Origin of the sequence: Kitasatospora sp. NPDC098663 (assembly GCF_044760075.1) — a bacterium.
In the GTDB taxonomy this organism is placed as follows: Bacteria; Actinomycetota; Actinomycetes; order Streptomycetales; family Streptomycetaceae; genus Kitasatospora.
In genome coordinates this window covers 24,444-50,294 of sequence record NZ_JBIWAP010000002.1, presented here as the reverse complement: position 1 = coordinate 50,294, position 25,851 = coordinate 24,444, and the positions used below count along the sequence as shown (strand labels likewise).

The 25,851-nt window shown below is 72.6% G+C and carries 24 protein-coding genes and 1 tRNA gene; 8 read left to right on the top strand and 17 right to left on the bottom strand.

Going from position 1 to position 25,851, the window contains the following annotated elements:
* Positions 1-14 precede the first annotated feature (14 nt).
* From ACIQVZ_RS02315 to ACIQVZ_RS02275, 9 genes are all read right to left on the bottom strand, one after another.
* Positions 15-2,366, bottom strand: a complete 2,352-nt coding sequence (locus ACIQVZ_RS02315) for a hypothetical protein (protein ID WP_402446467.1) — start codon at positions 2,364-2,366, stop codon at positions 15-17.
* 738 nt (positions 2,367-3,104) lie between these two features.
* Complete coding sequence (locus tag ACIQVZ_RS02310) at positions 3,105-3,998, bottom strand: RNA polymerase sigma factor SigF (protein WP_350876421.1); 894 nt, start codon at positions 3,996-3,998, stop codon at positions 3,105-3,107.
* 144 nt (positions 3,999-4,142) lie between these two features.
* Positions 4,143-4,925 carry an RNA polymerase sigma factor SigF gene (locus ACIQVZ_RS02305; RefSeq protein WP_244293642.1) on the bottom strand — a complete coding sequence of 261 codons (783 nt, stop codon included), beginning with the start codon at positions 4,923-4,925 and terminating at the stop codon, positions 4,143-4,145.
* Between the two features lie 338 nt (positions 4,926-5,263).
* Positions 5,264-5,557 carry a Dabb family protein gene (locus ACIQVZ_RS02300; RefSeq protein ID WP_350876419.1) on the bottom strand — a complete coding sequence of 98 codons (294 nt, stop codon included), beginning with the start codon at positions 5,555-5,557 and terminating at the stop codon, positions 5,264-5,266.
* Between the two features lie 91 nt (positions 5,558-5,648).
* Entirely contained in the window at positions 5,649-5,813 is a 165-nt protein-coding gene (locus ACIQVZ_RS02295) for a hypothetical protein (RefSeq protein ID WP_167745863.1), read from the bottom strand.
* A 452-nt stretch (positions 5,814-6,265) separates the two neighbouring features.
* Positions 6,266-6,352: transfer RNA gene (locus ACIQVZ_RS02290), tRNA-Ser, on the bottom strand.
* 93 nt (positions 6,353-6,445) lie between these two features.
* On the bottom strand, positions 6,446-6,973 hold the full coding sequence (tadA, locus tag ACIQVZ_RS02285; RefSeq protein ID WP_350876416.1) for a tRNA adenosine(34) deaminase TadA: 528 nt from the start codon (positions 6,971-6,973) through the stop codon (positions 6,446-6,448).
* 51 nt (positions 6,974-7,024) lie between these two features.
* Positions 7,025-7,561, bottom strand: a complete 537-nt coding sequence (locus ACIQVZ_RS02280) for a tRNA adenosine deaminase-associated protein (protein WP_350876414.1) — start codon at positions 7,559-7,561, stop codon at positions 7,025-7,027.
* A 303-nt stretch (positions 7,562-7,864) separates the two neighbouring features.
* A complete protein-coding gene (locus ACIQVZ_RS02275; protein ID WP_063348632.1) occupies positions 7,865-8,101 on the bottom strand; it encodes a hypothetical protein in 237 nt (78 codons plus the stop codon).
* A gap of 154 nt (positions 8,102-8,255) precedes the next feature.
* Here ACIQVZ_RS02275 and upp point away from each other — a divergent pair, with 154 nt between their 5' ends.
* Positions 8,256-8,891, top strand: a complete 636-nt coding sequence (gene upp, locus ACIQVZ_RS02270) for a uracil phosphoribosyltransferase (protein WP_350876411.1) — start codon at positions 8,256-8,258, stop codon at positions 8,889-8,891.
* A 74-nt stretch (positions 8,892-8,965) separates the two neighbouring features.
* Here upp and ACIQVZ_RS02265 read toward each other — a convergent pair whose 3' ends face one another.
* Both ACIQVZ_RS02265 and ACIQVZ_RS02260 read right to left on the bottom strand, forming a co-directional pair.
* A complete protein-coding gene (locus ACIQVZ_RS02265; protein ID WP_402446874.1) occupies positions 8,966-9,646 on the bottom strand; it encodes a LytR C-terminal domain-containing protein in 681 nt (226 codons plus the stop codon).
* Positions 9,647-9,899: 253 nt separating this feature from the next.
* Positions 9,900-10,196, bottom strand: coding sequence for a type II toxin-antitoxin system VapB family antitoxin (locus ACIQVZ_RS02260; protein ID WP_063348635.1), 297 nt, complete (start codon positions 10,194-10,196; stop codon positions 9,900-9,902).
* 202 nt (positions 10,197-10,398) lie between these two features.
* Here ACIQVZ_RS02260 and ACIQVZ_RS02255 point away from each other — a divergent pair, with 202 nt between their 5' ends.
* Positions 10,399-11,973 carry a helicase HerA-like domain-containing protein gene (locus tag ACIQVZ_RS02255; RefSeq protein ID WP_402446460.1) on the top strand — a complete coding sequence of 525 codons (1,575 nt, stop codon included), beginning with the start codon at positions 10,399-10,401 and terminating at the stop codon, positions 11,971-11,973.
* Between the two features lie 24 nt (positions 11,974-11,997).
* Here the strand turns inward: ACIQVZ_RS02255 and ACIQVZ_RS02250 are convergent, their stop codons facing one another.
* Complete coding sequence (locus ACIQVZ_RS02250; protein ID WP_402446457.1) at positions 11,998-13,164, bottom strand: hypothetical protein; 1,167 nt, start codon at positions 13,162-13,164, stop codon at positions 11,998-12,000.
* A 199-nt stretch (positions 13,165-13,363) separates the two neighbouring features.
* Between ACIQVZ_RS02250 and ACIQVZ_RS02245 the strand changes: the two genes are divergently transcribed.
* Both ACIQVZ_RS02245 and ACIQVZ_RS02240 read left to right on the top strand, forming a co-directional pair.
* Entirely contained in the window at positions 13,364-13,882 is a 519-nt protein-coding gene (locus ACIQVZ_RS02245) for a YbhB/YbcL family Raf kinase inhibitor-like protein (RefSeq protein WP_402446455.1), read from the top strand.
* A gap of 5 nt (positions 13,883-13,887) precedes the next feature.
* Positions 13,888-14,769, top strand: a complete 882-nt coding sequence (locus ACIQVZ_RS02240) for a hypothetical protein (protein WP_402446452.1) — start codon at positions 13,888-13,890, stop codon at positions 14,767-14,769.
* Here ACIQVZ_RS02240 and ACIQVZ_RS02235 read toward each other — a convergent pair.
* Positions 14,766-15,731, bottom strand: coding sequence for a YafY family protein (locus ACIQVZ_RS02235; RefSeq protein WP_350876927.1), 966 nt, complete (start codon positions 15,729-15,731; stop codon positions 14,766-14,768). The genes ACIQVZ_RS02240 and ACIQVZ_RS02235 overlap by 4 nt on opposite strands.
* Before the next feature lie 141 nt (positions 15,732-15,872).
* On the opposite strand from ACIQVZ_RS02235, the gene ACIQVZ_RS02230 reads away from it, so the two are divergent.
* Entirely contained in the window at positions 15,873-17,393 is a 1,521-nt protein-coding gene (locus ACIQVZ_RS02230; protein ID WP_402446449.1) for an MFS transporter, read from the top strand.
* A 161-nt stretch (positions 17,394-17,554) separates the two neighbouring features.
* On the opposite strand, the gene ACIQVZ_RS02225 is transcribed toward ACIQVZ_RS02230, so the two are convergent.
* Positions 17,555-18,190 (bottom strand): HhH-GPD-type base excision DNA repair protein, encoded by a 636-nt coding sequence (locus tag ACIQVZ_RS02225; protein ID WP_350876398.1) that lies wholly within the window; start codon positions 18,188-18,190, stop codon positions 17,555-17,557.
* 345 nt (positions 18,191-18,535) lie between these two features.
* On the opposite strand from ACIQVZ_RS02225, the gene ACIQVZ_RS02220 reads away from it, so the two are divergent.
* The gene (locus tag ACIQVZ_RS02220) at positions 18,536-20,941 is read left to right on the top strand and encodes a germacradienol/geosmin synthase (RefSeq protein ID WP_402446446.1); all 2,406 of its coding nucleotides are present in this window, start codon (positions 18,536-18,538) and stop codon (positions 20,939-20,941) included.
* A gap of 64 nt (positions 20,942-21,005) precedes the next feature.
* On the opposite strand, the gene ACIQVZ_RS02215 is transcribed toward ACIQVZ_RS02220, so the two are convergent.
* On the bottom strand, positions 21,006-21,692 hold the full coding sequence (locus tag ACIQVZ_RS02215) for an ArsR/SmtB family transcription factor (RefSeq protein ID WP_402446443.1): 687 nt from the start codon (positions 21,690-21,692) through the stop codon (positions 21,006-21,008).
* A gap of 140 nt (positions 21,693-21,832) precedes the next feature.
* Complete coding sequence (locus ACIQVZ_RS02210; RefSeq protein ID WP_402446440.1) at positions 21,833-22,585, bottom strand: TetR/AcrR family transcriptional regulator; 753 nt, start codon at positions 22,583-22,585, stop codon at positions 21,833-21,835.
* A gap of 232 nt (positions 22,586-22,817) precedes the next feature.
* Between ACIQVZ_RS02210 and ACIQVZ_RS02205 the strand changes: the two genes are divergently transcribed.
* Positions 22,818-24,344 carry an MFS transporter gene (locus ACIQVZ_RS02205; protein WP_402446438.1) on the top strand — a complete coding sequence of 509 codons (1,527 nt, stop codon included), beginning with the start codon at positions 22,818-22,820 and terminating at the stop codon, positions 24,342-24,344.
* Positions 24,345-24,504: 160 nt separating this feature from the next.
* Positions 24,505-25,212 carry a helix-turn-helix domain-containing protein gene (locus tag ACIQVZ_RS02200; protein WP_402446435.1) on the top strand — a complete coding sequence of 236 codons (708 nt, stop codon included), beginning with the start codon at positions 24,505-24,507 and terminating at the stop codon, positions 25,210-25,212.
* Between the two features lie 14 nt (positions 25,213-25,226).
* Here ACIQVZ_RS02200 and ACIQVZ_RS02195 read toward each other — a convergent pair whose 3' ends face one another.
* The gene (locus ACIQVZ_RS02195; protein WP_350876385.1) at positions 25,227-25,643 is read right to left on the bottom strand and encodes a VOC family protein; all 417 of its coding nucleotides are present in this window, start codon (positions 25,641-25,643) and stop codon (positions 25,227-25,229) included.
* Positions 25,644-25,851 lie beyond the last annotated feature (208 nt).

Here is a 25,851-nt window from a genome sequence, read left to right as displayed (position 1 = left end):
TCGGGTGCTGCGGGCTACCGGTTGCCGGAGCGTCCGGTGGTACTGGTGCCGAGCGAGGCCGCCCCCCCGGTGGCCTTACCGCTCTTGGCGGCCGCGGCGGTGCCGCCGTTGCCGTCGGTGGCGACGTCCTTGCCGGGCACCGGGTTTCCGCTACCGGGGACCAGGGTCGGGGCGCTGGTACGACCGGTGTCGCTCGGGCCCACCGGAACGGGAGTGGCGACGCCCTGCGGGACGACCTTCTTGTCCGCCGGGGCCGGGGCCGGGACGGACTTGGCCGCGACGCCGGGGGCGACGGCGGCCGGGGCGGCCGGGGTGCCGGCCGAGGGGAGCTGCAGGGAGACGCTGCTCTGCAGGGTGCCCGGGGACACCCAACCAGAGATCGTACCGGCGTAGGACGAACCGAAGGCGGTCGATCCGATGACCAGCTTCTGAGAAGTTCCGGTCGGCATGGTGGCCTGGACCTGAACACCGGCCGGAGCGTTGACCGTGACGGTGTTGCCGACCCGGTAGCCGGTGACCTGACCTGCCGCGATGGCCGAGTTCCAGGCGGCGCGGCGCTGGAACTCCTGGCCGATCTCGCGCTCGCCGAGGTTCACGATCGGGGTGTTGTCGGCGTGCAGCGACCGGTAGGTGCCGAGGATCTTCTCCAGCACCGGGTAGAGGATCCGGTCCTCGGACAGGTTCGACTGGTGGATGAAGTGCGGCCGCGGGTCGTTGCTCAGTACGTGCCCGAGGTCAATCCGGGCCTCCAGCGGCACGATGTACGACTGGAATCCGGTGTTGACGTCCAGCGGCTGCGTCAGGCAGGTGGAGTTGGCGTTGTTCTCACAGACGCCGCTGCCGCCGTTGGCCTTGCTGGTGTAGATCCAGTTGTACTCGTCGGCCTCCTCCTTCGCCGTGCCGGCGTTGTAGAAGACGTTCATCGGGTAGCGCGGCACGGTCAGCGTGGACGAGCCGACGGTCCGCTGGGCGGGCTCGCGGGAGGCGTCGCTGCCGGTGAACTTGATGCCGTTGGCGGCCAGCGCCGGCGCCAGGTTCGGGTTGTCGCTGGTCTCCTGCGGTGCGGTCAGCAGGCCGGAGTGCTCGCCGGTGACCAGGGCCTGCGGGTCGACCTTGAGGCCGTTCTTGGCGGCCCAGTCGAAGTTGTCCTTGATCTGGCCCGAGATGGTGTTCTGGTCGGTCCAGACGGTCTTGCCCGAGGAGTCCTTGGTGCAGCGCCACGGCACCACGGTGACGTCCTGGACGCAGCCCAGGTACGGGTGGGTGTAGGTGTGGTTGACCCAGCGGTAGCTGTTCTGGTCGGCGATCATCTGGTTGGCCGTGGGGTCCACCGTGGTCTGGTGGTCGGCCTTCCAGTCCTCGCTGCCGCCACCGTTGAACACCATGTCCAGGGTGAAGTTGTTGGCGGTCTGCCACTGCTTGAGGTGCTGGGCGTCGTCCGGCGTCATCCGGATCGGGTTGGCCGTGTCCGGGGTGCCGGGCGGGCAGGTGACGTCGCCGGGGGTGCACTTGAGCACGGTGTCCCAGCGGTCGTCGGCCAGGAAGACGTCGTCCACGTGGGCCGCGAAGTAGTTGCGGTCGTAGCCGAGGTGGACGCCCTGGGTGATCCAGTCGACCATGCCGCGGGCCAGCAGGCGGTACTGCTGCTGGTACTGGTTGTAGACGAACGTGACGACCAGTTCCTTGCGGCCGTCGTGCGTGTACTCGCCGACCAGCGAGCCGCGCGAGGTGGTGCTCGGGATCGCGGCGTCGACCAGGGGGACGAACGAGGCGCCGGCCGGCAGGTTGGCCAGAGGTGTGGCCAGGTAGCCGTAACTCTCGCTGACGGTCGGGTCGTTGTCCTCGAACGGCACGCTGCCCTTCAGGTACCCGAACGGGCCCGAAGTGCCGGCCGTGGTGGTGGCGCCCTGGAATCCGTCCAGCGTGCCGTAGTAACCGGGATTCACCGCGTAGTTCAGCCCCACCGCAGGACTGGCGAACGTGTACGCGTCGATCTGCCGGATTCCGAATGCGGCTTCGTAGCCCGCGATGGCCGTCATCTCGGCCGCACTGTTGGGGAAGGGGTTTTCGTTGGGAAGGACGATGCCCTGGTACTTCCCGCGGGGCTGGCCGTTCACCGTGTCGCTCAGGAAAGCCGAGTTGATGATGGGACGGTTGGTGTCGTTGAGGTTGACGACCTTGTACGGGGTGCCCTGGTTCTTGAGTTCGGCGGTGATCGCCGCGACCGACGGGCCTCCGTCGTCGATGACCAGGATGGTGAGGTCGATCCTGGGCGGCGTGTCGCCGTGGGCCAGGGTGGTCTGCAGGCCGCTGGCCAGCAGAACTGCCGCCGCGCACGCGGCAACTCTTCGGGTCGCTCGACCCATGGTGATCCTCCCCTTGGGTAGGCGCCTCGCTGCTCAGCGCTCGCCTGCCCTGTAGCTGTTCGCGGGCAGCAGGCTGCCCGGCGCCCATCCTGGTCGAGGGGGGCCTCTGCGAGGGACCAATTGGGCGAGAGTGCAGCGAACCTGTTACCAACGTTCATGGCGAAGCCATGAAGGCGCCGATTGTGACCGGAACCGGACCGGCCATGCAAATAATGAATTGAGAATGAAAAAGCGGAAGCTGAGAGCTACACCTGGTTACCGCCCGTGCGGCTTGGGCGGACCACCGGACACCTACACTGTCGTCGTCGCGCATGACACTCTTGCACATCTTGCCGACGCCTTGGGCAGGTTCATGCAATATCGGGCACCGCTGTGCCATGTGACAGTCCGAATATGCAATGGAGGTGCTCGCACGGTCGATCGGCGGACCGAGTCCGGTGCAATCGGGGCCGGGCGGAAAGCGGCGCCGGAGCCGGTCGAACGGTGCTGGTCGGGCGCAGTCCAGGACTACGCGGTGCGCTCAACGACCGCGATCCCGGCGGCTATTGGACGGTCGACGGGCGGGCGCCGCGGTGCGCCGTGGCCCTGTGCAGTGATGGCCTGAACCATGTCATTACCGACGAGTTCGGCCCGCTGGGAGCGCGCCGCCGCAGTGGCCGGCCGGGCGATGGACGACGCCGTCCCGGCAGGCTGACGCGCAGTCTGCCGGGACGGCGACGGGTGGCTTCCCCGGGCCTGTCAGCCCTCGCTGATCAGGCCCTCACGGAGCTGGGTCAGCGTCCTGGTGAGCAGCCGGGAGACGTGCATCTGGGAGATGCCGATCTCCTCGCCGATCTGCGACTGGGTGAGGTTGCCGAAGAACCGCAGCATGATGATCCGGCGCTCGCGCGGCGGCAGCTTGGCCAGCAGCGGCTTCAGCGACTCCCGGTACTCGACGCCTTCCAGCGCGAGGTCCTCGTAGCCGAGCCGCTCGGCCAGCGGTCCGTCGCCGTCCTCCTCGCTGGGGCTGGAGTCGAGCGAGCTGGCGGTGTACGCGTTGCCCACCGCGAGGCCCTCGACCACGTCCTCCTCGCTGACCCCCAGGCAGGTGGCCAGCTCGGCGACGGTGGGGGAGCGGTCCAGCCGCTGGGACAGGTCGTCACCGGCCTTGGTGAGCGCCAGCCGCAGCTCCTGGAGCCGCCGGGGCACCCGGACCGACCAGCTGGTGTCCCGGAAGAAGCGCTTGATCTCGCCCACCACGGTGGGCATCGCGAAGGTGGGGAACTCCACCCCGCGCTCGGGGTCGAACCGGTCGATCGCCTTGATCAGGCCGATGGTGCCGACCTGGACGATGTCCTCCATCGGCTCGTTGCGGCTGCGGAAGCGCGCCGAGGCGTACCGGACCAGCGGCAGGTTGAGCTCGATCAGGGTGTCGCGGACGTACGTGTGCTCCGCGCTGCCCGGTTCCAGGGCGGCCAGCCGCAGGAACAGCGAGCGCGACAGCGTCCGGGTGTCCAGCCCGGAGCCGGGCGGCGTCTCGGGCCCGGGCGGCGCGGCGGCCGGGACCCGCTGGAGCGGGATCCGGTCCTCGGCGACAGCCGTACCGTTGGCCTGACCAGCGTGGATCTCCGCAGTGCCCAGCTCTCCGGACATGCGCCCACCCCCTTGTGACTGACAGTTGAACGGGGGCCGTCGCACGGAGGTTCCCGGCGGGGGCCCTCCCCCTCCATACCGGAACACGGTGCACGGCAAACCCGAACGTCGCAAGATGTCACGCGAGGGTAACGCGCTGCAATCTCAGTCTTCCCAGGAGTTGCCGGTCCGAAGCCTCGTCAGGATGCGGGAGAGCAGCCGCGAGACGTGCATCTGGGACATCCCCAGCTCGGTGCTGATCTGCGACTGGGTCAGGTTGGCGAAGAACCGCAGCATCACGATCCGCCGCTCCCGCTCGGGCAGCTGGACCAGCAGGTGGCGGACCATGTCCCGGTGCTCGACCTCGGCCAGCGCGGAGTCCTCGTAGCCGAGCCGGTCCAGCAGGGCGAGCCCGCCCTCGTGCTCCTGCGCCGCCTCCAGCGAGGCCGCGTTGTAGGCCCGCCCGGCGTCCAGGCAGGCCCGGACGTCCTCCTCGGGGATCCGCAGGCTGGCGGCGATCTCGGGCACCTTGGGGGCCCGGCCGTGCAGCACCGTCAGCTCCTCCATGGCGCCGCTGACCTGGACCCACAGCTCCTGGAGCCGGCGCGGGACGTGCATGGTGCGGACGTTGTCCCGGAAGTAGCGCTTGATCTCGCCGAGGATGGTCGGCAGTGCGTAGGTGGGGAACTGGACGCCGCGGGTGGGGTCGAAGCGGTCGATCGCGTTGATCAGGCCGATGGTGCCGACCTGGACGACGTCCTCCATCGGCTCGCTGCGGCTGCGGAAGCGGGTGGCCGCGTAGCGGACCAGGGGGATGTTCACCTCGATCAGGGCGGCCCGGACGCGCTCCCGCTCGGGGGTGCCCGGGGGCAGCTCCGCGAGTCGTTCGAACAGCACCCGGGTCAGCGTCCGGACGTCCACCGCGGGGCGGCCGCCGGGGCCGCGCAGACCGTCCGGGCGGAGCTCGCCGGCCGGGCTGATGATCGACGCCAGTACCTCGTCGGACACGCCACCCCTCCCTCAGTCGGTAACGAAGGGCCCTGCGGATCGGGTGTCGCGGCTGCTTCACCACCTCGCCATGTCCGGCAAAACCGGTCATAGCATCACAAGGCGGGCGCAGGTCGGGCAAGCACCCGGCGGAGGTGTGTTGGTGCGGGGTCGGGGCTTCACCGGGCTTCCCGCCCAGGCGCCGCACGGATCGTTCCGGGGCGGAGCAAGGCGCCCCGTCCGGTGGCCGGACGGGGCGCGACGGGCCGTCCGAGGGACGGACCCGGGTGCCTCGGGTGTCAGACCTCGATGTCGGCGATCACCCAGGTGGCGAATTCGCGCCACTGACCGGCCGCGGCCTGATGGGCCGGGTGGGTCAGGTAGGCGTGCAGGGCGTCGCGGTCCTCGACCAGGCTGTTGATCGCGTAGTCGTGGGCGATGTCCCGCTCGGTGGTGTTCCAGCCGCACTCCCACTCGCGCAGCTCGGGGATCAGCGGACCGAGCTCGGCGAACGCCTTGGCGCCGGCGAGCGCGCGCTCGTCGTCCTTGCCGACGCCTTCGTTGAGCTTGAACAGGACCAGATGCCGGATCACGATTGCCGCTCCTCGCGGACGGGGACAGAGGGTCCCGCACACCGTAGCCGGTACGCCGGGGTGGGACGACGGGCCCTACGCGACCGGACGGCTACTTGATCAGTCCGGTCATGAAGGTGCCGACCGCCTTGGCCGCGTTCGAGATGCCCTCGAAGCCGAGCTGGACGAGCTGGGCGGAGCGGGCCGGCGAGCTGATGATCGAGTAGAGGACGAAGATGAGCAGGAGGGCCATGCCGATCTTCTTCGCCTGCGCCATCGGGTGTCGTCCTCTCCTGCTGTGGGCCGCCGCCATCCGGGTCCCCGAGCGGCCCTGCGGAAGCAGCTTATCCATCGGACGGGCTATCAAGTGTGCGACGCGTTCGCCCGGCGGGACGAAGGTCCCCGTGAGTGGGGCCTTTCTCCGGATGCCCGGAAGCGGCCCGGGCGGCAGGATGGGAGACGTGCCGAGGATCTGGCAGGAATCCCCGGTGCGTGGATCCGGAGCTCCCCGCTGTGGGACCGGGCGCCGCGGCTTCCCCCCGACGCGGCGCCGGTTGTGGGACTCCGCCGGGGGAGCGGTCGTCCCCCCGAGCCGCTCCCCCTTTCCAGGCTCCGTACTCTCCGGGCGTTGGTGGTCATCAGCCCGGAGTACGGAGCCCTTTTCGCGTTCGAGGGGGCGCGGAAACGCCGAGGGCCCGTCCGGATCGGACGGGCCCTCGGGCTTTACGGCGGTAGCGGTGGGATTCGAACCCACGGTGGAGTTGCCCCCACACACGCTTTCGAGGCGTGCTCCTTTGGCCGCTCGGACACGCTACCGAGGGGAACTCTACCGGACGGGTGGCGCGGTCACGAAATCCGTATGGCCGGGCGGCCGGCGGGAGAGCCGGCGGCGGAAGTCGGCGCCGGGGGTCAGCGGTGGGACTCGAAGAACTCGCGCAGCTGCTCGCCGCACTCGTCGGCGAGGACGCCCCAGACCACCTCGGGGCGGTGGTTGAGCCGGCGGTCGCGCATCACGTCGAAGAGCGAGCCGGCCGCGCCGGCCTTCTCGTCGAGGGCGCCGTAGACCACCCGGTCGATCCGGGACAGCACGATGGCGCCGGCGCACATCGTGCAGGGCTCCAGGGTGACGACCAGGGTGCAGCCGCCGAGCCGCCACTCCCCGATCCGTTCGGCCGCCTGCCGGATCGCGACCACCTCGGCGTGCGCGGTCGGGTCGCCGACCGCCTCGCGCTCGTTGTGGCCGCGCCCGATCACCTCGCCGTCCGGGCCCAGGACGAGCGCCCCGACCGGGACGTCGCCGGTGGCCGGCGCCAGGGCGGCCTCGGCGATGGCGAGGCGCATCGGCGCCGCCCAGCGGTCACGGACCGGGTCGGGGCGGACGGGGGCGGGCAGGGGGGCGATGCGGGGGACGGCCTGCGGGGCGGATGCGGACTGCATGGCATCCAGTGTCGGGTATCCGGCGGCGGGCACCGGCCTGGTCACCGCCCGCTACCGGACCGCCTCCAGGACCTCGCCGCAGCCGAGGGCCTCGGCGATCTCCTCCAGGGCGTCGCCCGGGACGGCGCCCTCGCCGCTGAGGGCGAGCAGCTCCTCGGCGGCCAGGCCGAACTCGGTGAGCAGGTGGGCGTCGCCGAGCGGGCCGACCGGGACGCCGCCGCGGGCGTCCTCGTCCTGCTCCTGCGCCTCCTCGTCCTCCTCCAGCTCGACGACCAGGTGGTCCAGGTCGCCGAACTCGCTCTCACCGGCCTGGTCGACCAGTTCGTCGGTGAGGACGGAGCCGTAGGAGCTGCGGGCGGCGGCGGCGCCGTCGGACACGAAGATCCGTGGGTCCTCCTCGCCGTCCACCCGGACGATGGCGAACCAGGCGTCCTCCTGTTCGATGAAGATCAGGACGCTGTCGTCGTCCTGCGTGGAGTCGCGGGCCAGTTCGGTCAGGTCGGCGAGGGTTTCGACGTCGTCGAGCTCCGTCTCGCTCACATCCCACCCGTCCTCGGTGCGAGCAAGCACTGCAGCGAAGTACGCCACCAGGGACACTCCCAAGATCTCGGTCTCGGCTGTCGGCGCGCTCGGGCAACGCGAAAATCTGGCCGCCCCCGCGCCAGAGGCGGTCCGCTCGTTCGGACCGTCCCATCGGAATCGTGACAGAAAGCCCGCCCTTGCGGGGGGTGTTCGGCAGCGCGTCTTTGCAGGTCGTGTCGGAAGGGCCGGCCGGCGGCCGGTGCGGCGCCGGCGCCACCGCCCGGGGCCCGCCGGATCCGGACCGGCCGGTCGGCGGAGCCGCAGGGGGAGCCGCGGAGGGAGCCGCGCCGGAACCGCTTCGGATCCTGGTCAGATCCGGAAGGTTCGCATCCGCATGGCCTCACGCATCCGCCGTTCCTTGGTCCGCCGGGGCTGGACCCGCTCCCGGAGTTCGCGGGCCTCGGTGAGCTCGCGCAGGAAGACGGCCCGTCGTCTGCGGCGGTCCGCCTCGGTCTCCGGGGGGTCCTGTGGCGGGCCGGGGCGATTGCCCGACCGGCCTGCGGGCTCGTCCGCCGAGCCGTCCCCGGCGTTCGGGTTGCTCGTCATAAGACGTGACATTCCCAGATCAGCCCGGTTGATACCACAGGAGGCGCTTCCGTCCGGACATCAGCGGGGCACCACGGCCGGGTGCACCCCGGCGACGGGGCGGTCGGCACGCGGCGAGTCGTACAGGCGTGCAGACCCGGGCTAACCTCGATACATGCGTCTCCACGTCGTCGACCACCCCCTGGTGGCCCACAAGCTCTCCACCCTGCGCGACGAGCGCACCGACTCGCCGACCTTCCGTCGCCTGACCGACGAGCTGGTGACCCTCCTCGCCTACGAGGCCACCCGGGACGTCCGCACCGACGAGGTGGAGATCACCACCCCCGTGGCGGTCACGCTCGGCACCCGCCTCAGCTACCCCCGCCCCCTGGTCGTGCCGATCCTGCGTGCCGGTCTCGGCATGCTGGACGGGATGACCCGACTGCTGCCGACCGCCGAGGTCGGCTTCCTCGGCATGGTGCGCAACGAGGAGACCCTGGAGGCCTCCACCTACGCCACCCGGATGCCGGACGACCTCTCCGGCCGCCAGGTCTACGTGCTCGACCCGATGCTGGCCACCGGCGGCACCCTCGTCGCGGCGATCAAGATGCTGATCGAGCGCGGCGCCACCGACGTCACCGCCGTGGTGCTGCTGGCCGCCCCCGAGGGCGTCGAGGTGATGAAGCGCGAGCTGGCCGGCCTGCCGGTCACCGTGGTCACCGCCGCCCTGGACGAGCGGCTCAACGAGAACGGCTACATCGTGCCCGGCCTCGGCGACGCGGGCGACCGCCTGTACGGCACCGCCGGCTGAGCGAATCCCCCGAACGGACGAGAGCCCCCCGGCGCGGTGCCGGGGGGCTCTCCTGTTGCGCGGGACGACCGGCCTCAGCAGCTGCCGGTGGCGGTCGGGGTGGGGGACGGCTTGGTCGCGAGGGCGAGGGCGGCGGCCGCCTGGGTCTCGTCCAGCAGGGCGTTGTAGCTGTCGCCGACCACGAAGTCCACGGTGCCGTCGGTGCGGGCGTCGGCGGTGGTGGTGGCCCCGGCGATCTGCGAGCCGAGCAGGGTGGCGGCGCCGGCGCCGGCCGGGCCGGCGATCACCTGGGCGGTGCCGGGCACCTTCTTGTCCAGTTCGGCGGGGGCGTTGCCGACCTTGCCGATGGTGAAGCCGCGCTTCTTGAGCTCCTCGGCGGTCCGGCCGGCCAGGCCGCCCTTGGTGGTGGCGTTGTAGACGTTCACCGTGACGCCGGCCGGCTGCGGGATGGCGTGCGGGTCGCCCGGGGCGGCGGGGGCGCCGGAGTCGCCGGTCGCACCGGGCGTGGCGCCCGGAGAGGGGGCGGCCAGCGGCTTGCCCGACGGGGTCACGCAGGCCTGGGCGGAGGAGTTCTTGTTCTTCCCGCTGAAGATGTCGTAGAGCTGGACGCCGCCGAGGCCGATCAGGGCCAGGGCGAGCAGGGTCGCGAGCCCGGAGATCACCTTGCGGCTCTTCCTCGGGGGCCGGCCGAGTCGTGGATAGGCGTTGCCGGTGACGCGGTACTGCTTCCCCTTGAGGCCTTGGGGAGTCAACATGCTCACGGTTTGTCTCCCCCTCGTGCCAGGGCGGGGTCGGGATGACGGATCGGCTGGTGCGGGTGGATCCCGTGGTGCGGGCGGATCCCCTGGTCGCGGCCGTAGTCAGCAGCGTAGTGCTGTCAGGCTGTGAAGGTACTAAATGATCATCATCTGGAGTACGCCGGTACCCGAAAGGAGGTACCCGGGTACGCGCGGACCGCCCTCCGCCGGATGGCGAGGGGGCGGTCCAGGAGCCCGTGCAGAGGGTCCGTCATTCCATTTCGAGGACTCGGGCGTGCAGCACCTGGCGCTGCTGCAGCGCGGCCCGCACCGCCCGGTGCAGTCCGTCCTCCAGGTACAGGTCGCCGCGCCACTTCACCACGTGCGCGAAGAGGTCCCCGTAGAAGGTCGAGTCCTCGGCGAGCAGGGTTTCGAGGTCGAGTTGCCCCTTGGTGGTCACCAGCTGGTCGAGCCGCACCGGGCGTGGGGCGACGTCAGCCCACTGTCGGGTGCTCGTCCGGCCGTGATCCGGGTACGGCCGCCCATTGCCGATGCGCTTGAAGATCACACGGAAAGCCTACCGTTTGGGCGGCGGATGGCGCAGCCGCCGCGACGCCGCCACGCGCTCGGGTGTGAGCTGCGGGAGGGCGATTGCGGCTGTTTGATGGGAAATGTCGCGAACATCGCCCGGTTCCGATCGGGACACGGCCCGCCCGGGACCGGGTTCCGGGCCCGCCCCGCCTCCCCGCACCGCCCAGGAGAGTGCCCCGATGTCCTCCGCCCCCACCCCGCCGGCCGTCCGGGAGATCGCCGACGGGTACGCCTTCACCGGGCCCGCCCTCGACCTCGGCGCGGTGCTGCTGGACGGCACCGCCTACCCGGACGCCCAGGTGCGCATCCCGCTCGGGGTGCTCAACCGGCACGGGCTGGTCGCCGGCGCCACCGGCACCGGCAAGACCAAGACCCTCCAGCTGATCGCCGAACAGCTCTCCGCCCAGGGCGTGCCGGTGTTCCTGGCCGACGTCAAGGGGGACGTCTCCGGCATCGCCGCGCCCGGCGCGCCGAGCGAGCGCACCACCGCCCGGGCGGCCGAGGTCGGGCAGCAGTGGACCCCGCAGGGCTGCCCGGTCGAGTTCTACTCGCTCGGCGGCCAGGGCGCCGGGATCCCGATCCGCGCCACCGTCACCAGCTTCGGGCCGCTGCTGCTCGCCAAGGTGCTCGACCTGAACGAGACCCAGGAGTCCTCGCTCAGCCTGGTGTTCCACTACGCCGACACCAAGGGCCTGGAGCTGTACGACCTCAAGGACCTCACCGCCGTCATCGCCTTCCTCGCCTCGGCCGAGGGCAAGGAGGAGCTGAGGACCATCGGCGGCCTCTCGTCGGCCACCGCCGGGGTGATCCTGCGCGCGCTCACCCTTCTGGAGAACGAGGGCGCCGGGGCGTTCTTCGGCGAGCCCGAGTTCGACACCGCCGAACTGCTGCGGACCGCCCCGGACGGCCGGGGCGTCGTCTCGGTGCTGGAACTGCCCGCAGTCCAGGACCGGCCGCGGCTGTTCTCCACCTTCCTGATGTGGCTGCTCGCCGACCTCTACCAGGAACTGCCCGAGGTCGGCGACCTGGACAAGCCCAAGCTGGTGTTCTTCTTCGACGAGGCGCACCTGCTGTTCAAGGGCGCCTCCAAGGCCTTCCTGGAGGCCATCACCCAGACCGTCCGGCTGATCCGCTCGAAGGCCGTGGGCATCTTCTTCGTCACCCAGTCCCCGCGCGACGTCCCCTCCGACGTGCTCGCGCAGTTGGGCAACCGGGTGCAGCACGCGCTGCGCGCCTTCACCCCGGACGACGCCAAGGCGCTCAAGGCCACCGTCTCGACCTTCCCGCGCTCCTCCTACGACCTCGGCGCGGTGCTCACCTCGCTCGGCACCGGCGAGGCCGTGGTGACCGTGCTCTCCGAGAAGGGCGCGCCGACGCCGGTCGCGGCCACCCGGCTGCGGGCGCCGCAGTCCCTGATGGGGCCGATCGAGGCGGGCGCGCTGCGGGCCGTCGTCGACGCCTCGCCGCTGACGGCGCGCTACCGGGACGCGATCGACCGGGAGTCGGCGTACGAGAAGCTGGCGGCGCGGGCGGCGCGGGCGGCGCGGGCGCCCAGGCCGGAGGCCGCCGCACCGGCCAGGGCGCCGAAGGAGCGGGAGCCTGCCCCGCGGCGGGAGGAGCCGAAGGGGGCGGGCGGGCTGCTCGATTCGCTGTTCAGCAACCCGACGGTGAAGTCCCTGGCGCGTTCGGCCGGGAAGCAGCTCGGGCAGGAGATCTCGCGCAGCCTGTTCGGGACGTCCAAGCGGCGCCGGTAGCGGTCGGGCCCCGCGGCATTGGGCCTAGCCGGCCAGGGCGGCGCCGATCCGGTCGAGCGAGGACAGCCGCATCAGGCCGTAGTTGTAGAACTCGACCTCGGGGACGCCCAGTTCGCGCAGGGTGGCGATCTTGGCGGCGAGGTTCGCCGGGCCGTCGCAGTCCGAGGCCATCGGGCGCAGGATCACCGCCATGTCCTGCGGGCGGACGCCGTGCAGGGCGAACGCGGCGATCTTCTCCCGGACGGCCTCCGGGGTCTTCGCGTAGCCGAGCGTCTCGATCTGGTCGGTCGCCTTGGCGAGCGCGGGCAGGTCGATGCCGGACAGCCAGCCCTTGCCCGGGCCGGCGCCGTCCATGAAGCTCAGCCGCATGCCGTGGCGCCGGGCCTCCTCGGTCAGTTCGGCGGCCAGCGTGGTGACGGTGGTGGTGGCGGCGTCCAGGTAGGCGGCCAGGGCGCCGTCCGCGAGCGCGCTCAGGTCGGCGGGTTCGGCGGCGGCCGCCTCGTCGGCCAGCCGGCGGCGCAGCTCGGTGCGGACGGCCTCCGCGACCTCCTCCGCCGGGACGCCCGCGCGGGTGGCGGCGGCGCGGCAGTGCGGGCAGAAGCAGATGCCGAGCAGTGCCTCGGCGCCCGCGCCCAGCTCCTCGAAGTAGCGCTCGTGGTGGTAGCCGTGGCGCAGCCCGTGGAAGTGCAGGGACTCGGCCCGGATCGCGTCCACGCCGTACCGGGCCAGCTCGGCGACCAGGGTCCGTGCGTACTCCCGGACCTCAGGGTGGGCCGGGCAGAGCTCGGTGAGGTGGCGGTCGCCGAAGGCGTTGGCCGGGGCGCAGTCCGGGTGGGCGAAGCCGAGCCGGTCGTTGTGGCAGAACACCGTCCAGGCGTGCAGCTTCAGCCCCCGGCGGCGGGTCTCGGCGGCGGCCTCGGCGAAGGGGTCGCGGTCGCCGATCGCGGTGGACGGGGCGGGCGCCAGCCGCCGGCCCTGCCAGCGGGCCGGATCGGGGCGGAAGTAGGCCGCGCCCGGCTCCAGGTAGCGGATCACCCGGCGGGGGTTGTGCGGGAAGACGTCCCGGGCCTCGTGGTAGACCGAGGCGAGGGTGACGCCGCCGACTCCGGCGCGGTCGGTGAGGTTGCCGAAGAAGGTGTCGGCGCCCTCGTCGAGCAGGTCGGTGGCGAAGGCGAGGACGGACGACTCCACGGTGCGGCTCCGGAGCTGGGGGCGGGGGCGCTGTCCACGCTAGCCGCAGGCGCCGGATTGGTCTATACCTGGCAATTCGAGCGGCCCGGGCCCGAACGAGGGGCGGCCGGACCGGACGGGCACCCCTATTACAGTGAGCCGTGTCCTTCAGCGTCCTTCAGCCCGAGGCCGTCCACGGCCCGTTGAGAGGTGACCACCCATGAGCGTTCGCCCGCCGCTGCCGTACGACTTCCTGCCGCAGGTGCCGTCCTTCCCGCTGACCAGCCAGGACATCACCGACGGCGGCACACTGGCCGGGAAGTTCAGCCACGCCGGAGGCAACCTCTCGCCGCAGCTGGCCTGGTCGGGCCTGCCCGAGGGCACCCGCGGCATCGCCGTCACCTGCTACGACCCGGACGCGCCCACCGGCTCCGGCTGGTGGCACTGGCTCGCCCTCGACCTGCCCGCCGACACGGTCGGACTGCCGCGCGGCGCCGGCTCCTCGGACGACGACCTGCCCGGCGCGGCCTCCTTCCACGGCCGCAACGACTTCCCCGGCCACCGGTACGACGGCGCCGCCCCGCCGCCCGGCGCCCCGCACCGGTACGTCTTCGCGGTGCACGCCCTGGACGTCGAGAAGCTGGACGTCTCCGCCGACACCCCGGCGGCCCAGATCGGCTTCCACCTGACCTTCCACACGCTCGGGCGGGCGCTGCTCACCGCCGAGTACGGGGTCTGAGCACGATGGGCCACGATCCGGTCGAGGTCTGGCGGCTGCCCGAGGAGGACCGGTCGGCCGGTCGCAGGGCCGTGGCCTGGACGGTCGGGCCGGCCGGGGAACCGGCCGTCCTGGTGGTGCCGGAGCAGCGCCTGGCGCCGGCCGGATCCTGGCCGCCGGTCCGGCTGCCGTTCGACGGTGAGGTGGTCGTGGTTTCCCCGCAGGGGGAGCGGCGGGTGCCGCTGTCCGGCGTCTCCTGCTCGCCCGACCACCTCGGGCTGCTGCCGGGCGGCCGGGTGCTGCTGGCCGGGTACCGGGCCGAGCAGGACAGGGAGGAATGGCTGCCCAACGCGGCCGTGTACGGCGCGGACGGGGCGCTCGAACGGGAGCTCGCCCTCGGTGACGACGTCCAGGTGCTGGTGACCGACCGGGACGGCCGGATCTGGATGGCCTACGGGGACGAGGGCATCTACGGCGACCACCCGATGGCGGCCGCCGGGCTGCGGGCCGCGGACACCCACGGCCGGGTGGTGTGGAGCCCGGACAAGCTGCCGTCCTACCCGCTGGAGGGCCTGGCCGGCGCGACCGACGGCCGGAGCGCCTGGCTGGCCTGGTATCCGAGCCCGTCGGTCAGCCACCTCACCCGGATCGACGAGGTCGACCGGCCGTCTACCACCGTGCCGTGCCCGGTCCGGCTGCCGGTCGGTTTCGCGATCCACCGCGGGCAGGGCGTCTTCCTGTCCACCGGCGGCGAGTTGACCTGGTACCAGCTGATCGGCAAGGAGTGGAAGCAGACCCGGCGTCGGCAGCTGAGCGTGCCCGGCGCGCTCGACCGGGTGCGGGCGCACGGCCGGGACGGCGCGCTGTGGTTCCGCGCGGGGGACTGCTGGTACCGGATCGAGGCCTAACCGTCTGCGCGGGTGGCCCGGTCGGCGCGGGCGGCCAGGGTGCGCAGGTGGGTGATCAGCTCCGGCGGCTCGTGCACCTCGAACTCGCAGTCCAGCGTCAGTAGCCGGACCGCCGTCCACTCCAGGGAGTCCGTGCGGGAGCGCAGCCGGCAGCGGTGCTCGTCGATCGGCTCGATCTCGGAGTCGCCCCGGTCGAAGTGCCGCCGGACGTTCGCGGCCGGGGCGTGCACGGTGGCGACCACGGCGCGGGCCGGTGACTGGCGGCGCAGCTTGCCCGCCACGTACGCGGCGGCGTCCTCGGCCGGGAGCGGGCGCGGGGTGAAGTGGGCGCCGGTGGCACGGGGCTCGCTGAGCCGGTCGACGCGGAAGAGCCGCCAGTCGTCGCGGTCCAGGTCGTAGCCGACCAGGTACCAGCGGCGGCCGGCCGAGACCAGCCGCTCGGGTTCGACGTTGCGCCTGGTCTCGGCGCCGTCGCCGGCCCGGTAGGCGAAGCGCAGTCGTTCCCGGTTGGTGACGGCGCCGGCGAGCACGGTGAGGTCGTCCGGGTCGACGGTCGGGCCGTCGCCGGTGAGCAGCGGCATGGTGGCGGTGTTGAGCGCGCCCACCCGGTGCCGCAGCCGGCCCGGCAGCACCTGGAGCAGCTTGGCGAGGGCGCGGACCGAGGCCTCCTCTATGCCGACCACCGCGTGCCCGGCGGCCGCCCGCAGCCCGACCGCGATGGCGACGGCCTCCTCGTCGTCCAGCAGCAGCGGCGGCATCGCCGTCCCCGCGACCAGCCGGTAGCCGCCGACCGCGCCCATGGTGGCCTGCACCGGATAGCCGAGGTCGCGCAGCCGGTCGATGTCGCGCCGGATCGTCCGGGGGCTGACGCCGAGCCGTTCGGCGAGTTCGCTGCCGGGCCACTCGCGCGGGGTCTGCAGCAGGGACAGCAGGTTCAGCAGCCGTGCCGGGGTGTCCGTCATGCCGTCCAGGATGCCGGACAACTGGGACAGGATCTGACCTACATGCCCCGTACCCTCGTGGACGTGCCGACGAGCAGTGCGAGCAGCGCGAGCAGGACGAGCAGGACGAGCAGGACGAGCAGGACGAATGAGGAGTACCGAATGAAGACCGCGGACGCGGACCGACGGAGGTGGATCGCGCTGGCGATCGTGATGGTCGCCTCCTTCATGGACCTGGTGGACGTCACCATCGTCAACATCGCCATCCCCAGCATCCAGGAGGACACCGGCGCCTCCTTCAGCGCCATCCAGTGGGTCACCGGCGGCTACGCGCTGGCCTTCGCGATCGGGCTGATCACCGGTGGCCGGCTGGGTGACATCTACGGCCGCAAGCGGCTGTTCCTGATCGGCATCGGCGGGTTCACCGTGGCGTCCGCGCTGTGCGGCCTGGCCTCCGGCCCCGAGATGCTGGTCGGGATGCGGGTGCTCCAGGGCGGCACGGCGGCCATGATGGTGCCGCAGGTGCTGTCGATCATCCACGCGACCTTCCCGGCGGAGGAGCGCGGAAAGGTGTTCGGCATGTTCGGCGCGGTGGTCGGCCTGGGCGCCGTCTCCGGGCCGCTGATCGGCGCGCTGCTCACCGAGTGGGACCTGTTCGGCCTGGCCTGGCGCCCGATCTTCCTGATCAACCTGCCGGTCGGCATCGCCGGGCTGCTGCTCGGGCGCCGCTTCATCGACGAGTCGAAGGCCGAGCGGGCGCTCAAACTGGACCTGGTCGGGGTGGCGCTGGCGAGCGTCGGCCTGCTGATGCTGATCTACCCGCTGACGCACGGGCGGGAGGCCGGCTGGCCGCTCTGGGGCTACCTGTCGATGGCCGGCAGCCTGGTGGTGTTCGCGCTGTTCGTGGCGTACGAGAAGGCCAAGACGCGGCGGGACGGCTCGCCGCTGGTCGAGCTGTCGCTGTTCCGGGTGAAGAGCTTCGCGGCCGGCATCGGCGTGCAGCTGGCCTTCGGCGTGGTGTGCGGGATCTTCTTCCTGGTCTGGACGCTGTACATGCAGCTGGGCCTCGGCTGGAGCCCGCTCAAGGCCGGTTCCACCGGCATCCCGTTCTCGCTCGCCGTCTCGGCCGCGGCCGGGCTGTCCGTGCAGAAGCTGGTGCCCCGGTTCGGACGCCGGGTGCTCCAGACCGGCGCGTTGGTGATGGCGGCGGGCGTGCTGACGTACATCTGGGAGGCGGACCGGTACGGGACGGCGATCGCGCCCTGGCAGATGGCGCTTCCGCTGGTGGTGATGGGCCTGGGGATGGGCCTGATCGTCGCGCCGATCACCGACGCGATCCTGGCGGAGGTGCCGCGGGCGCACGCCGGTTCGGCGTCGGGGCTGATCAACACCGTCCAGCAGATGGGGAACGCGCTGGGGCTCGCGCTGGTGTCGGTGGCCTTCTTCGGGGCGATGGACGACGTGGTCGCGCCGGAGGCGATGGGCACCGAGTTCGGCGGGGCGTTCGTCCACGCGATGTGGTGGGTGGCGGGGGCGCTGCTGGTGGTGTTCCTGCTGATGTTCGCGCTGCCGCGGCGCAAGGCGGTCGCGCCGGCCGGCGCGGATGCGGCGGGCGCGGTGGACGCGCAGGCGTCGGCGGGTGCGGCGGATCCGACGGACGAGCGGGAGCCCGTCCTGGCCTGACGGGCACGGGTGAGGGCCCCGGTCGCGCGGTGCGACCGGGGCCCTCGGCACATCCGGGAAGGGCCATGGACCGTACGGCGCGTACGGCGGTGGACTCCTCGGCGGCCCGGCAACGGCTCCTGGCAACGGCTCCCGGCGGGGGTCGGCCGGGTGATCGGCTTTCAGCGCGCCCCGGCCGTGCTCACCGCCGTCGTCCGGGGCGTGGTCTTCGCCGCGGACTTGGCCTCCTTCGCGGCGCGCTTCATCTCCTGCTTGAACTCCCGGACCAGGTCGAGGGATTCGGGCCCGGTGATGTCGGCGACCGAGCGGTGCGCGCCCTCCTCGCCGTACACGCCGGCCGCCTCGCGCCAGCCCTCCGGCCGCACGCCGTACTGCTTGCCGAGCAGGGCCAGGAAGATCTGCGACTTCTGTTTGCCGAAACCGGGCAGGGCGTTGAGGCGGCTGAGCAGTTCCTTGCCGGTGCGGGTGTCCTTCCAGAGCGCGGCGGCGTCGGCGTCGTACTGCGCCACCAGGAACTGGCAGAGCTGCTGGACCCGTTTGGCCATCGCGGCCGGGTAGCGGTGCACGGCGGGCTTCGCGGACAGCAGGGCGACGAACTCCTCCGGGTTGTACACGGCGATCTCCCGGGCGTCCAGGTCGTTGCGTCCGAGCCGCTGGGCGATGGTCAGCGGACCGGTGAACGCCCATTCCATCGGCACCTGTTGGTCGAGCAGCATGCCGACGAGCGCGGCCAGCGCACTCCGTCCGAGCAGTTCGTCGGCCTCGGGCTGCTGTGCGAGCCGGACGGTGACGTTCATGGGCTTGCCCTCCTCGGAGTTGACGTCGGGTCGGCGCCCAGTCTGGTGGACGGGGTGGGGGCGGAGGCGGTCAACACGCCCGTAGCAGGGGAAGTCTTGGAGTTCCAGGGCCTTGGCGTAGCTGGCTTGTTCGTTGGCGGAGCGACCGCCTGGGATACCGGATCCGGCGGTTAGGAGAGCCGGCGGAATACTTTTTGCCCGCGTCGGGTGGCGAGGAGGAGGGCGGCGCGGACGGGCTGGAGGGAGGTAGGTCATCTTGTATGACTGTTTCTGTTGCGTCGGTGCGGCCACCTGCCGGCGGGCCATTCTTGGTGCAATCGACGCGTCCAGAAAGGCCCGCCCGCCGTGACCCAGCCGTTCGAACTGCCGTCCTTCTACGTGCCGCACCCGGCACGCCTCAACCCCCACCTGGACGAGGCCCGGGCCCATTCCTCCGTCTGGGCACGGGAGATGGGCATGCTGGAGGGCTCCGGCATCTGGGACCAGGCCGACCTGGACGCCCACGACTACGGTCTGCTCTGCGCCTACACCCACCCCGACGCCTCCGCCGAGGCGCTCTCGCTGGTCACCGACTGGTACGTCTGGGTCTTCTTCTTCGACGACCACTTCCTCGACATGTTCAAGCGCACCAACGACCGCGAGGCCGGCAAGGCGCACCTCGACCGGCTGCCGCTGTTCATGCCGGCCGACCCGGCCACCCCGATGCCGGAGCCGGAGAACCCGGTCGAGGCGGGCCTGGCCGACCTGTGGCGGCGCACCGTGCCGGTGATGGGCGAGGACTGGCGGATCCGCTTCGCCGAGAGCACCCGCAACCTGCTCAACGAGTCGCTCTGGGAGCTCGCCAACATCAACGCCGGCCGGGTCTCCAACCCGGTCGAGTACATCGAGATGCGCCGCAAGGTGGGCGGTGCGCCCTGGTCCGCCCAACTGGTGGAGTACGCGGCCGGTGCCGAGGTCCCGAAGGAGGTCTCCGGCTCGCGCGCGCTGCGGGTGCTGATGGACGCCTTCTCGGACGGCGTGCACCTGCGCAACGACATCTTCTCCTACCAGCGGGAGGTGGAGGACGAGGGAGAGCTGAGCAACGGCATCCTGGTGCTGGAGAAGTTCCTGGAGTGCTCCACCCAGGAGGCCGCCGAGGCGGTCAACGACCTGCTCACCTCGCGGCTCCAGCAGTTCGAGAACACCGTGTTCACCGAACTTCCCGTGCTGTTCGCCGAGACCGGGCTCGCCCCCGAGGGCCGTGCCCGGGTGCTGGCGTACGTCAAGGGCCTCCAGGACTGGCAGTCCGGCGGCCACGAGTGGCACATGCGCTCCAGCCGGTACATGAACGGCGGTGGTGCGGCGGCCGGTTCGGGTGGCCGTGTCGCGGCGGGGACGGGCGGCGCGCTGCCCGGCACGGGCAACTGGTGGGACCCGTTCGCGATCGGCGGGGTGGGCACCTCGGCGCTGGACATCCTGCGCAGCGGGGCGATGGGCGGCGGTGCACCTGCGGCCGGCCCGGGCGGCCCGGGCGGCGTCGGACCGGCCGTCCGGCGGGCCCGGTCGCACGGCCACGTGCCGTACCAGGCCGTCGGGCCGTCCCAACTGCCGGAGTTCAAACTGCCGTTCGAGGCCACGCTGAGCCCGCACCTGGACGGCGCGCGGGACCGGGTGATCGAGTGGGCCGCGCGGATGGGCCTGCTGGAGGAGCAGCCCGGCGTCCCCGGATCCGGCATCTGGGACGCCGAGTCCATGCGGGACTACGACCTCCCGCTCTGCGCGGCCGGTATCCACCCGGACGCCACCGCCGACCAACTCGACATCTCCTCCGCCTGGTTGGCCTGGGGAACCTGGGCCGACGACTACTACCCGGTGGTCTTCGGACGCACCCGTGACCTGGCCGGCGCCAAGCTCGCCAACGAGCGGCTCCCGCTGTTCATGCCGGTGGACGGCAGCCCCGCGCCCGAGCCCGCCAACGCCCTGGAACGCGGCCTCGCCGACATCTGGGAGCGCACCGCCGGCCCGATGACGGCGGACGCCCGGCGGAAGTTCCGCCGGACCGTCGAGGACATGACCGCGAGCTGGATCTGGGAGCTCAACAACCAGGTGCAGAACCGGATCCCGGACCCGGTGGACTACCTGGAGATGCGCCGCGCCACCTTCGGCTCCGACCTCACCATGAGCCTGTGCCGGCTCGCCCACGGCCAGGTCGTGCCGCCCGGGGTGTACGAGCACGGCTCGATGCGCTCGCTGGAGAACTCGGCCGCGGACTACGCGTGCATGATGAACGACCTGTTCTCGTACCAGAAGGAGGTCGAGTACGAGGGCGAGGTGCACAACGCCGTCCTGGTGGTGCAGAACTTCTTCACCTGCGACTACCCGTCGGCGGTCCGGATCGTCGACGACCTGATGCACTCCCGGCTGGACCAGTTCCAGCACGTCGCGGCGAAGGAACTCCCCGTCCTGTACGACGACTTCGCGCTGGAGTCGGACGTGCGGGAGCTGCTGGACGGGTACGTGAAGGAGCTGGAGAACTGGCTCGCGGGCATCCTGGTCTGGCACCGGGACTGCCGCCGGTACCGCGAGGAGGACCTGCTGCGGCACTTCGGCGCGGAGCGGGAGCTCAGGGCGGGGACGGCGGCCGAGGCACTGCCCGGGCCCGCCGCCGTGCCCGCCGCCGTGCCGGTCGGCCCGACCGGCCTGGGCACGGCCTCGCTGCGCCCGCCGCTGGCCGGCGCGGCTCCGGCCGCCGGGGTGGCGGCTCTGGGCTGACCGGTGGGTGGTTCGGTGGGTGGTTCGGTGGGTGGTTCGGTGGGCGGTCCGGTGGGCGGACCGCTCAGAGCTCGACGCCGAGCAGCTCGCGCAGTGCGCGGCCGCCGTCCGGGGTGATCCGCAGGGCCCGGCCGGAGCCGATCCGCTCCACCCAGGAGCGGTCCAGCGCCGTCCGGCAGAGCGCCGCGCCCAACGCCCCACCGAGGTGGCTGCGGCGCTCCGTCCAGTCCAGGCAGCTGCGCACCACCGGTCGCCCGCCCCGGCGGCCCGCCCGCTCGGGCAGCTCGATCGCCTGCGCGGCCAGCCAGGCCCGGCCGCGCCCGGTGACGGCGAGCCCGGCGTCGTCGGTGAGCAGGCCGCGGGCGAGCAGCGCGTCCGCGACGGCCACGCCGAGGCGGCCCGCCAGGTGGTCGTAGCAGGTGCGGGCGCGGGCCTCGGCGCTCTGCCGGGTGGCCTCGCGCAGGCCGTGCGGGGTGGGCCGGTCGCCCTGGCCGGCGAAGGCGGCGAGGTCCTCGATCAGGGCGGCGGCCTCCGGGGTGGCCAGCCGGACGTACCGGTGCCGCCCCTGCCGCTCCTCGGCCAGCAGCCCGCCCGCGACCAGCCGCGACAGGTGCTCGCTGGCCGTGGACGGCGCGACGCCCGCGTGCCGGGCCAGCTCGCCGGCCGTCCAGGCGCGGCCGTCGAGCAGCGCGGTGCAGAACGCGGCGCGCGTGGGGTCGGCGAGCAGGGCGGCGAAGGCGGCGAGCGACATGCCTCCATGGTCGCGCCTGCACGGTTCGGCGCGGGCCGAACCGTCGGCGGCGTGAGGCGGCGCGGTCGGCGGCGGCGGCACGGTCGGTCCGGGGTCGGGTTACGCCTGGGTCCGGGCGTCGAGTTGGAAGTGACGCCCTGTCAACTGGCGTGCCGGGCCTGACGGGTGGCCTCGATTCCGGCCAGGATCAGTCGGACGCCGTTGGTGAAGCCGCTGTCGCGGCCGCCGTCGGTCGCCGAGCCGACCTCGGTGCTGTACAGGCGGTGCAGGCGCGGGAAGTCCCGGGTGGCCTCGATGACGGCGGGCACGAGCTCGTCCATCCAGCCCTGCTCGTCCCGGCCCTGCCGGGCCAGCGCGCTCAGCCAGGCGGCCTCCACGCTGGCCGTTCCGATGACGTAGCCGAGCAGGGCCCCCATCGCGTCATTGGCCTCCGTCGGGGTGAAGCCGGCCGCCTCCAGGAAGGTGAGCAGGGCCTCGGACAGGCGCATCCAGTTGGGCCCGAAGTAGACGAGCCCCAGGTCGCCGAGCACCGACACCATCCACGGGTGGCGCAGGACGACCTGACGCACGCTGGCCGCGCACTCGGCGAGGCTGGTGCGCCAGTCCGCCGGGTCCGCGTCGGTGACCGCCGGGATCCAGATCTTGCCGAACACCTCGTCGACGGCCAGGGCGAGCAGCTCGTCCTTGTTGGCGACGTGGGTGTACATCGAGGTGGCGCCGGCGTTGAGGCGGGCGCCGAGCTTGCGCATGCTCAGGGCTTCGATGCCGTCGCTGTCCAGGATGGCGAGGGCCTCCGCGACGATCTGGGCCCGGCTGAGGGCCGGCTGCTCGCGCCGGGGGCGCTCGGGGCGGCTCCACGGTGTCCCGGGCGCGTCCTTCGACCTGGCCGGCATCCGGCCCTCCTCTCGGTCTTCGCCCGCCTGGCTCGGCTCGGCTGCTCCGTTCAGCATAAGCCGCGCCGCACACCGTACGGCTTTACGAACGCTGTGCGGAATCCGTACAGTGTGCGCTGTCCGCACGGCGTGCGGAGCGAGGCGCGTCGCGGCCGTGGGGACGGACCGCGGTGCGCCCGCGACGACTTCCGTCCGGCTGCGGCCGGCGCGCTCACTTCGAAGGGGGACCGCGGTGGACCGTCAGCCGCGCCGCTGGCTCATCCTGGTCGTGCTCTGTCTCAGCAGCCTGGTGCTGGTGGTCGACAACATGGTGCTCACGGTGTCCATCCCGCAGATCGCGGCGGACCTCGGGGCCGGGGCCCAGGACATCCAGTGGATCATCGACTCGTACATCCTGGTCTTCGCCGGGCTGCTGCTCACCTCGGGCAGCCTCTCCGACCGGTTCGGCCGGCGGAAGGTCATGATCATCGGGCTGGTGCTGTTCGGCGCCGCCTCCCTGGTCGCGGCCGTCGCCGACAGCCCCGGCCAGCTCATCGCCGGACGCGTGCTGATGGGCGTGGGCGGGGCCCTGGTCATGCCGAGCACGCTCTCCATCCTGATCACCGTCTTCGACGCCGAGGAACGGCCCAAGGCGATCGCCGTGTGGAGCGCGGTGGCCATGATCGGCATGGTCGGCGGGCCGGTACTCGGCGGTGCGCTGATCGCGCACTTCTGGTGGGGCGCGGTCTTCCTGATCAACGTGCCGGTCACGGTGGTCGCCGTCATCGCGGCGGTCGTGCTGATGCCGGAGTCGAAGGGGCCGTGGCGCCGACCCGACCTGCCCGGCATGGTGCTCTCGATGACCGGGATGACCGCGCTGGTCTGGTCGATCACCGTGCTGCCCCGGGACGGCCTCACCAGCCCCGGCACGCTCGGCACGCTCGGCGTCGGGGTGCTCGCGCTGACCGGGTTCGTCGTCCGCCAGATCCGGACCGACTCGCCGATGGTCCCGCTCAAGCTGTTCCGCAACCGGGTGTTCACCGGGGCCAGCTTCTCGCTCGTCCTGCTGACCTTCGCCACCGGCGGCCTGATGCTGGTCCTCACCCAGTACCTGCAGTTCGTGCTGAAGTTCTCGGCCACCGACACCGGCCTGGCGTTCCTCCCGCTGGCCGTCGCCTCGCTGGTGTTCAACGCCCTCGGCGCCGTGCTCAGCAAGAAGGCCGCCCCGCGGGTGACGACCTCGGCCGGCATGCTGGTCATCGCGGCCGGGTTCGGGCTGCTGGCCACGCTCTCGGTCGGCGACGGCTTCGGCAAGGTCGCCCTGGCCATGCTGGTGCTGGGCGCGGGCTCCGGCCTCGCGATGCCGGCCGCGTCCAACGCGCTGATGGGCGCGATCCCCGGCGAGCACGCCGGCGTCGGCTCCGCGCTCAACGACACCATCCAGCAGTCCGGTTCCGCGCTGGGCGTGGCCATCCTCGGCGCCGTCCTGTCCAGCACCTTCACCGGCTCGATGCCCGCCGACACGCCCGCCGCCGGGAAGCACGCGATCACGGACGCGCTCGCCCTCGCCGCGAGCACCGGGGACGGCGGACTGGCCGCCGCCGCGCGCGACGCGTTCAACACCGCGGCCTCCGTCACCTTCACGGCGGGCGGGATCTCCGTCCTGGCGGCCGCGGGGCTGACCCTGGTGCTGATGCGGGACGGCCGGAAGACCGCTCCGGTGGAGGCGGGCCCGGTCGAGGGCGCGGCGGCGGCGGAGGTCGTCCAGCGGGTGGGCTGAGCCTGCTCGCTCGGGCCCTGCTCGTTCCGGCTTTGCTCGCCCCGGCCTCGCCCCAGCCTCGCCCGCCTCGCGCGGCCGGGGCCGCCGGCGTGTCGCTGGCGTGTCGCCGACGCCCGGCGACCCTCGGCGACCCCTGGCGGCGGCGCGTAGCCTGGGCCCCATGTCCCCCGAGTACGCGGAGCGGGCGTCGAAGCTGCCGGGAGCGGTCGTGTGGAGGCGCCGGGCCGCCGGGAGCACGGGCGGCGGCGCGGCCGGGCTCGTCCTGCCCGACGGCTGCATGGACCTGCTCTGGACCGAGGGCCGGCTCCTCGTCGCCGGGCCGGACAGCCGGGCCTTCCAGCTCGGACCGGGGCTGCGCGGCCCGTGGGCGGGCGTCCGCCTCCCGCCCGGTGCCGCCCCCGCCCTGCTGGGCGTGCCCGCGTACGAACTGCGCGACCGGCGGGTCGACCTGGCCGACCTCCGGCCCGCCGCCGAGGTGCGCCGCCGTACCGGGCGCATCGACGCGGCGCCCGACCCGGCCGTGGCCCTGGAGGAGTTGGCGCTGCGTCTGGCGGCCGACGCGCGGCCGGTGGACCCGCTCGTCCGGGCGGTCGCCGACGCCCTGGCGGCCGGCCGTTCGGTCGCGGCGACCGCCGAGTCGGTCGGCCTCGGCGCGCGGCAACTGCACCGCCGCTCACTGACCGCCTTCGGTTACGGCCCCAAGACCCTGGCCCGGATCCTCCGCTTGCAGCGCGCCCTCGCGCTGGCCCGCTCCGGCGTCCCCCTCGCCGAGACGGCGGCCCGGACGGGCTACGCCGACCAGGCCCATCTGGCGCGTGACGTGCGGGAGTTGGCGGGAATGCCGGCGACCGCCCTGCTGCCCCGCTGACTCGGTCCGCTGACTCAGTCCGCGGCGCCCGGCAGCGGTGCGAACAGGTCGACGCCGTTGCCGTCCGGGTCGTGCACCACGGCGTACCGCTGGCCCCAGAAGGCGTCCCACGGCTTCAACTCGCCGTGGTGCCCGGCGCCGACCAGGTCCTCGTAGACCGCGTCCACCTGGGCGGGGTCGGCGCACCGGAACGCCAGTGCCGTCCGGCCGCCGCCCGTCGGCGGCCGCCAGTCCGGGTGGAACGAGCGGATGGTGGACTCGGGGTCGAGGGCCAGGCGCAGCCCGCCCGGCAGCACGGCCTCGACGTGCGGCTCCTGCTCGGCCCCGTCGGGGAACGCGAGTCCGAGCCGCCGGTAGAAGGCGATCGAGGCGGCCAGGTCCGAGACGGCCAGGCCCACGACGGCGAACTGCGGTGCTGGTGTGCTGTTCATGCCCGTCACGGTAGGCGGCGCCCGGACACCCCGTCTTGAACGAATCGGACGCCCGGTGCGGCCCGCCCCGGCCTCTCCCGGCTGGTCCGCACACCGGCCGTGCTCGCCTGGCTGCTGGGCCACCCGGTGCCGACGATCCCGGTCGTGGGCGCCAGCTCCGTCGCCCGGCTGGACGAGAGCCTGGCGGCCCTGGTCGAGCTGCTCGACG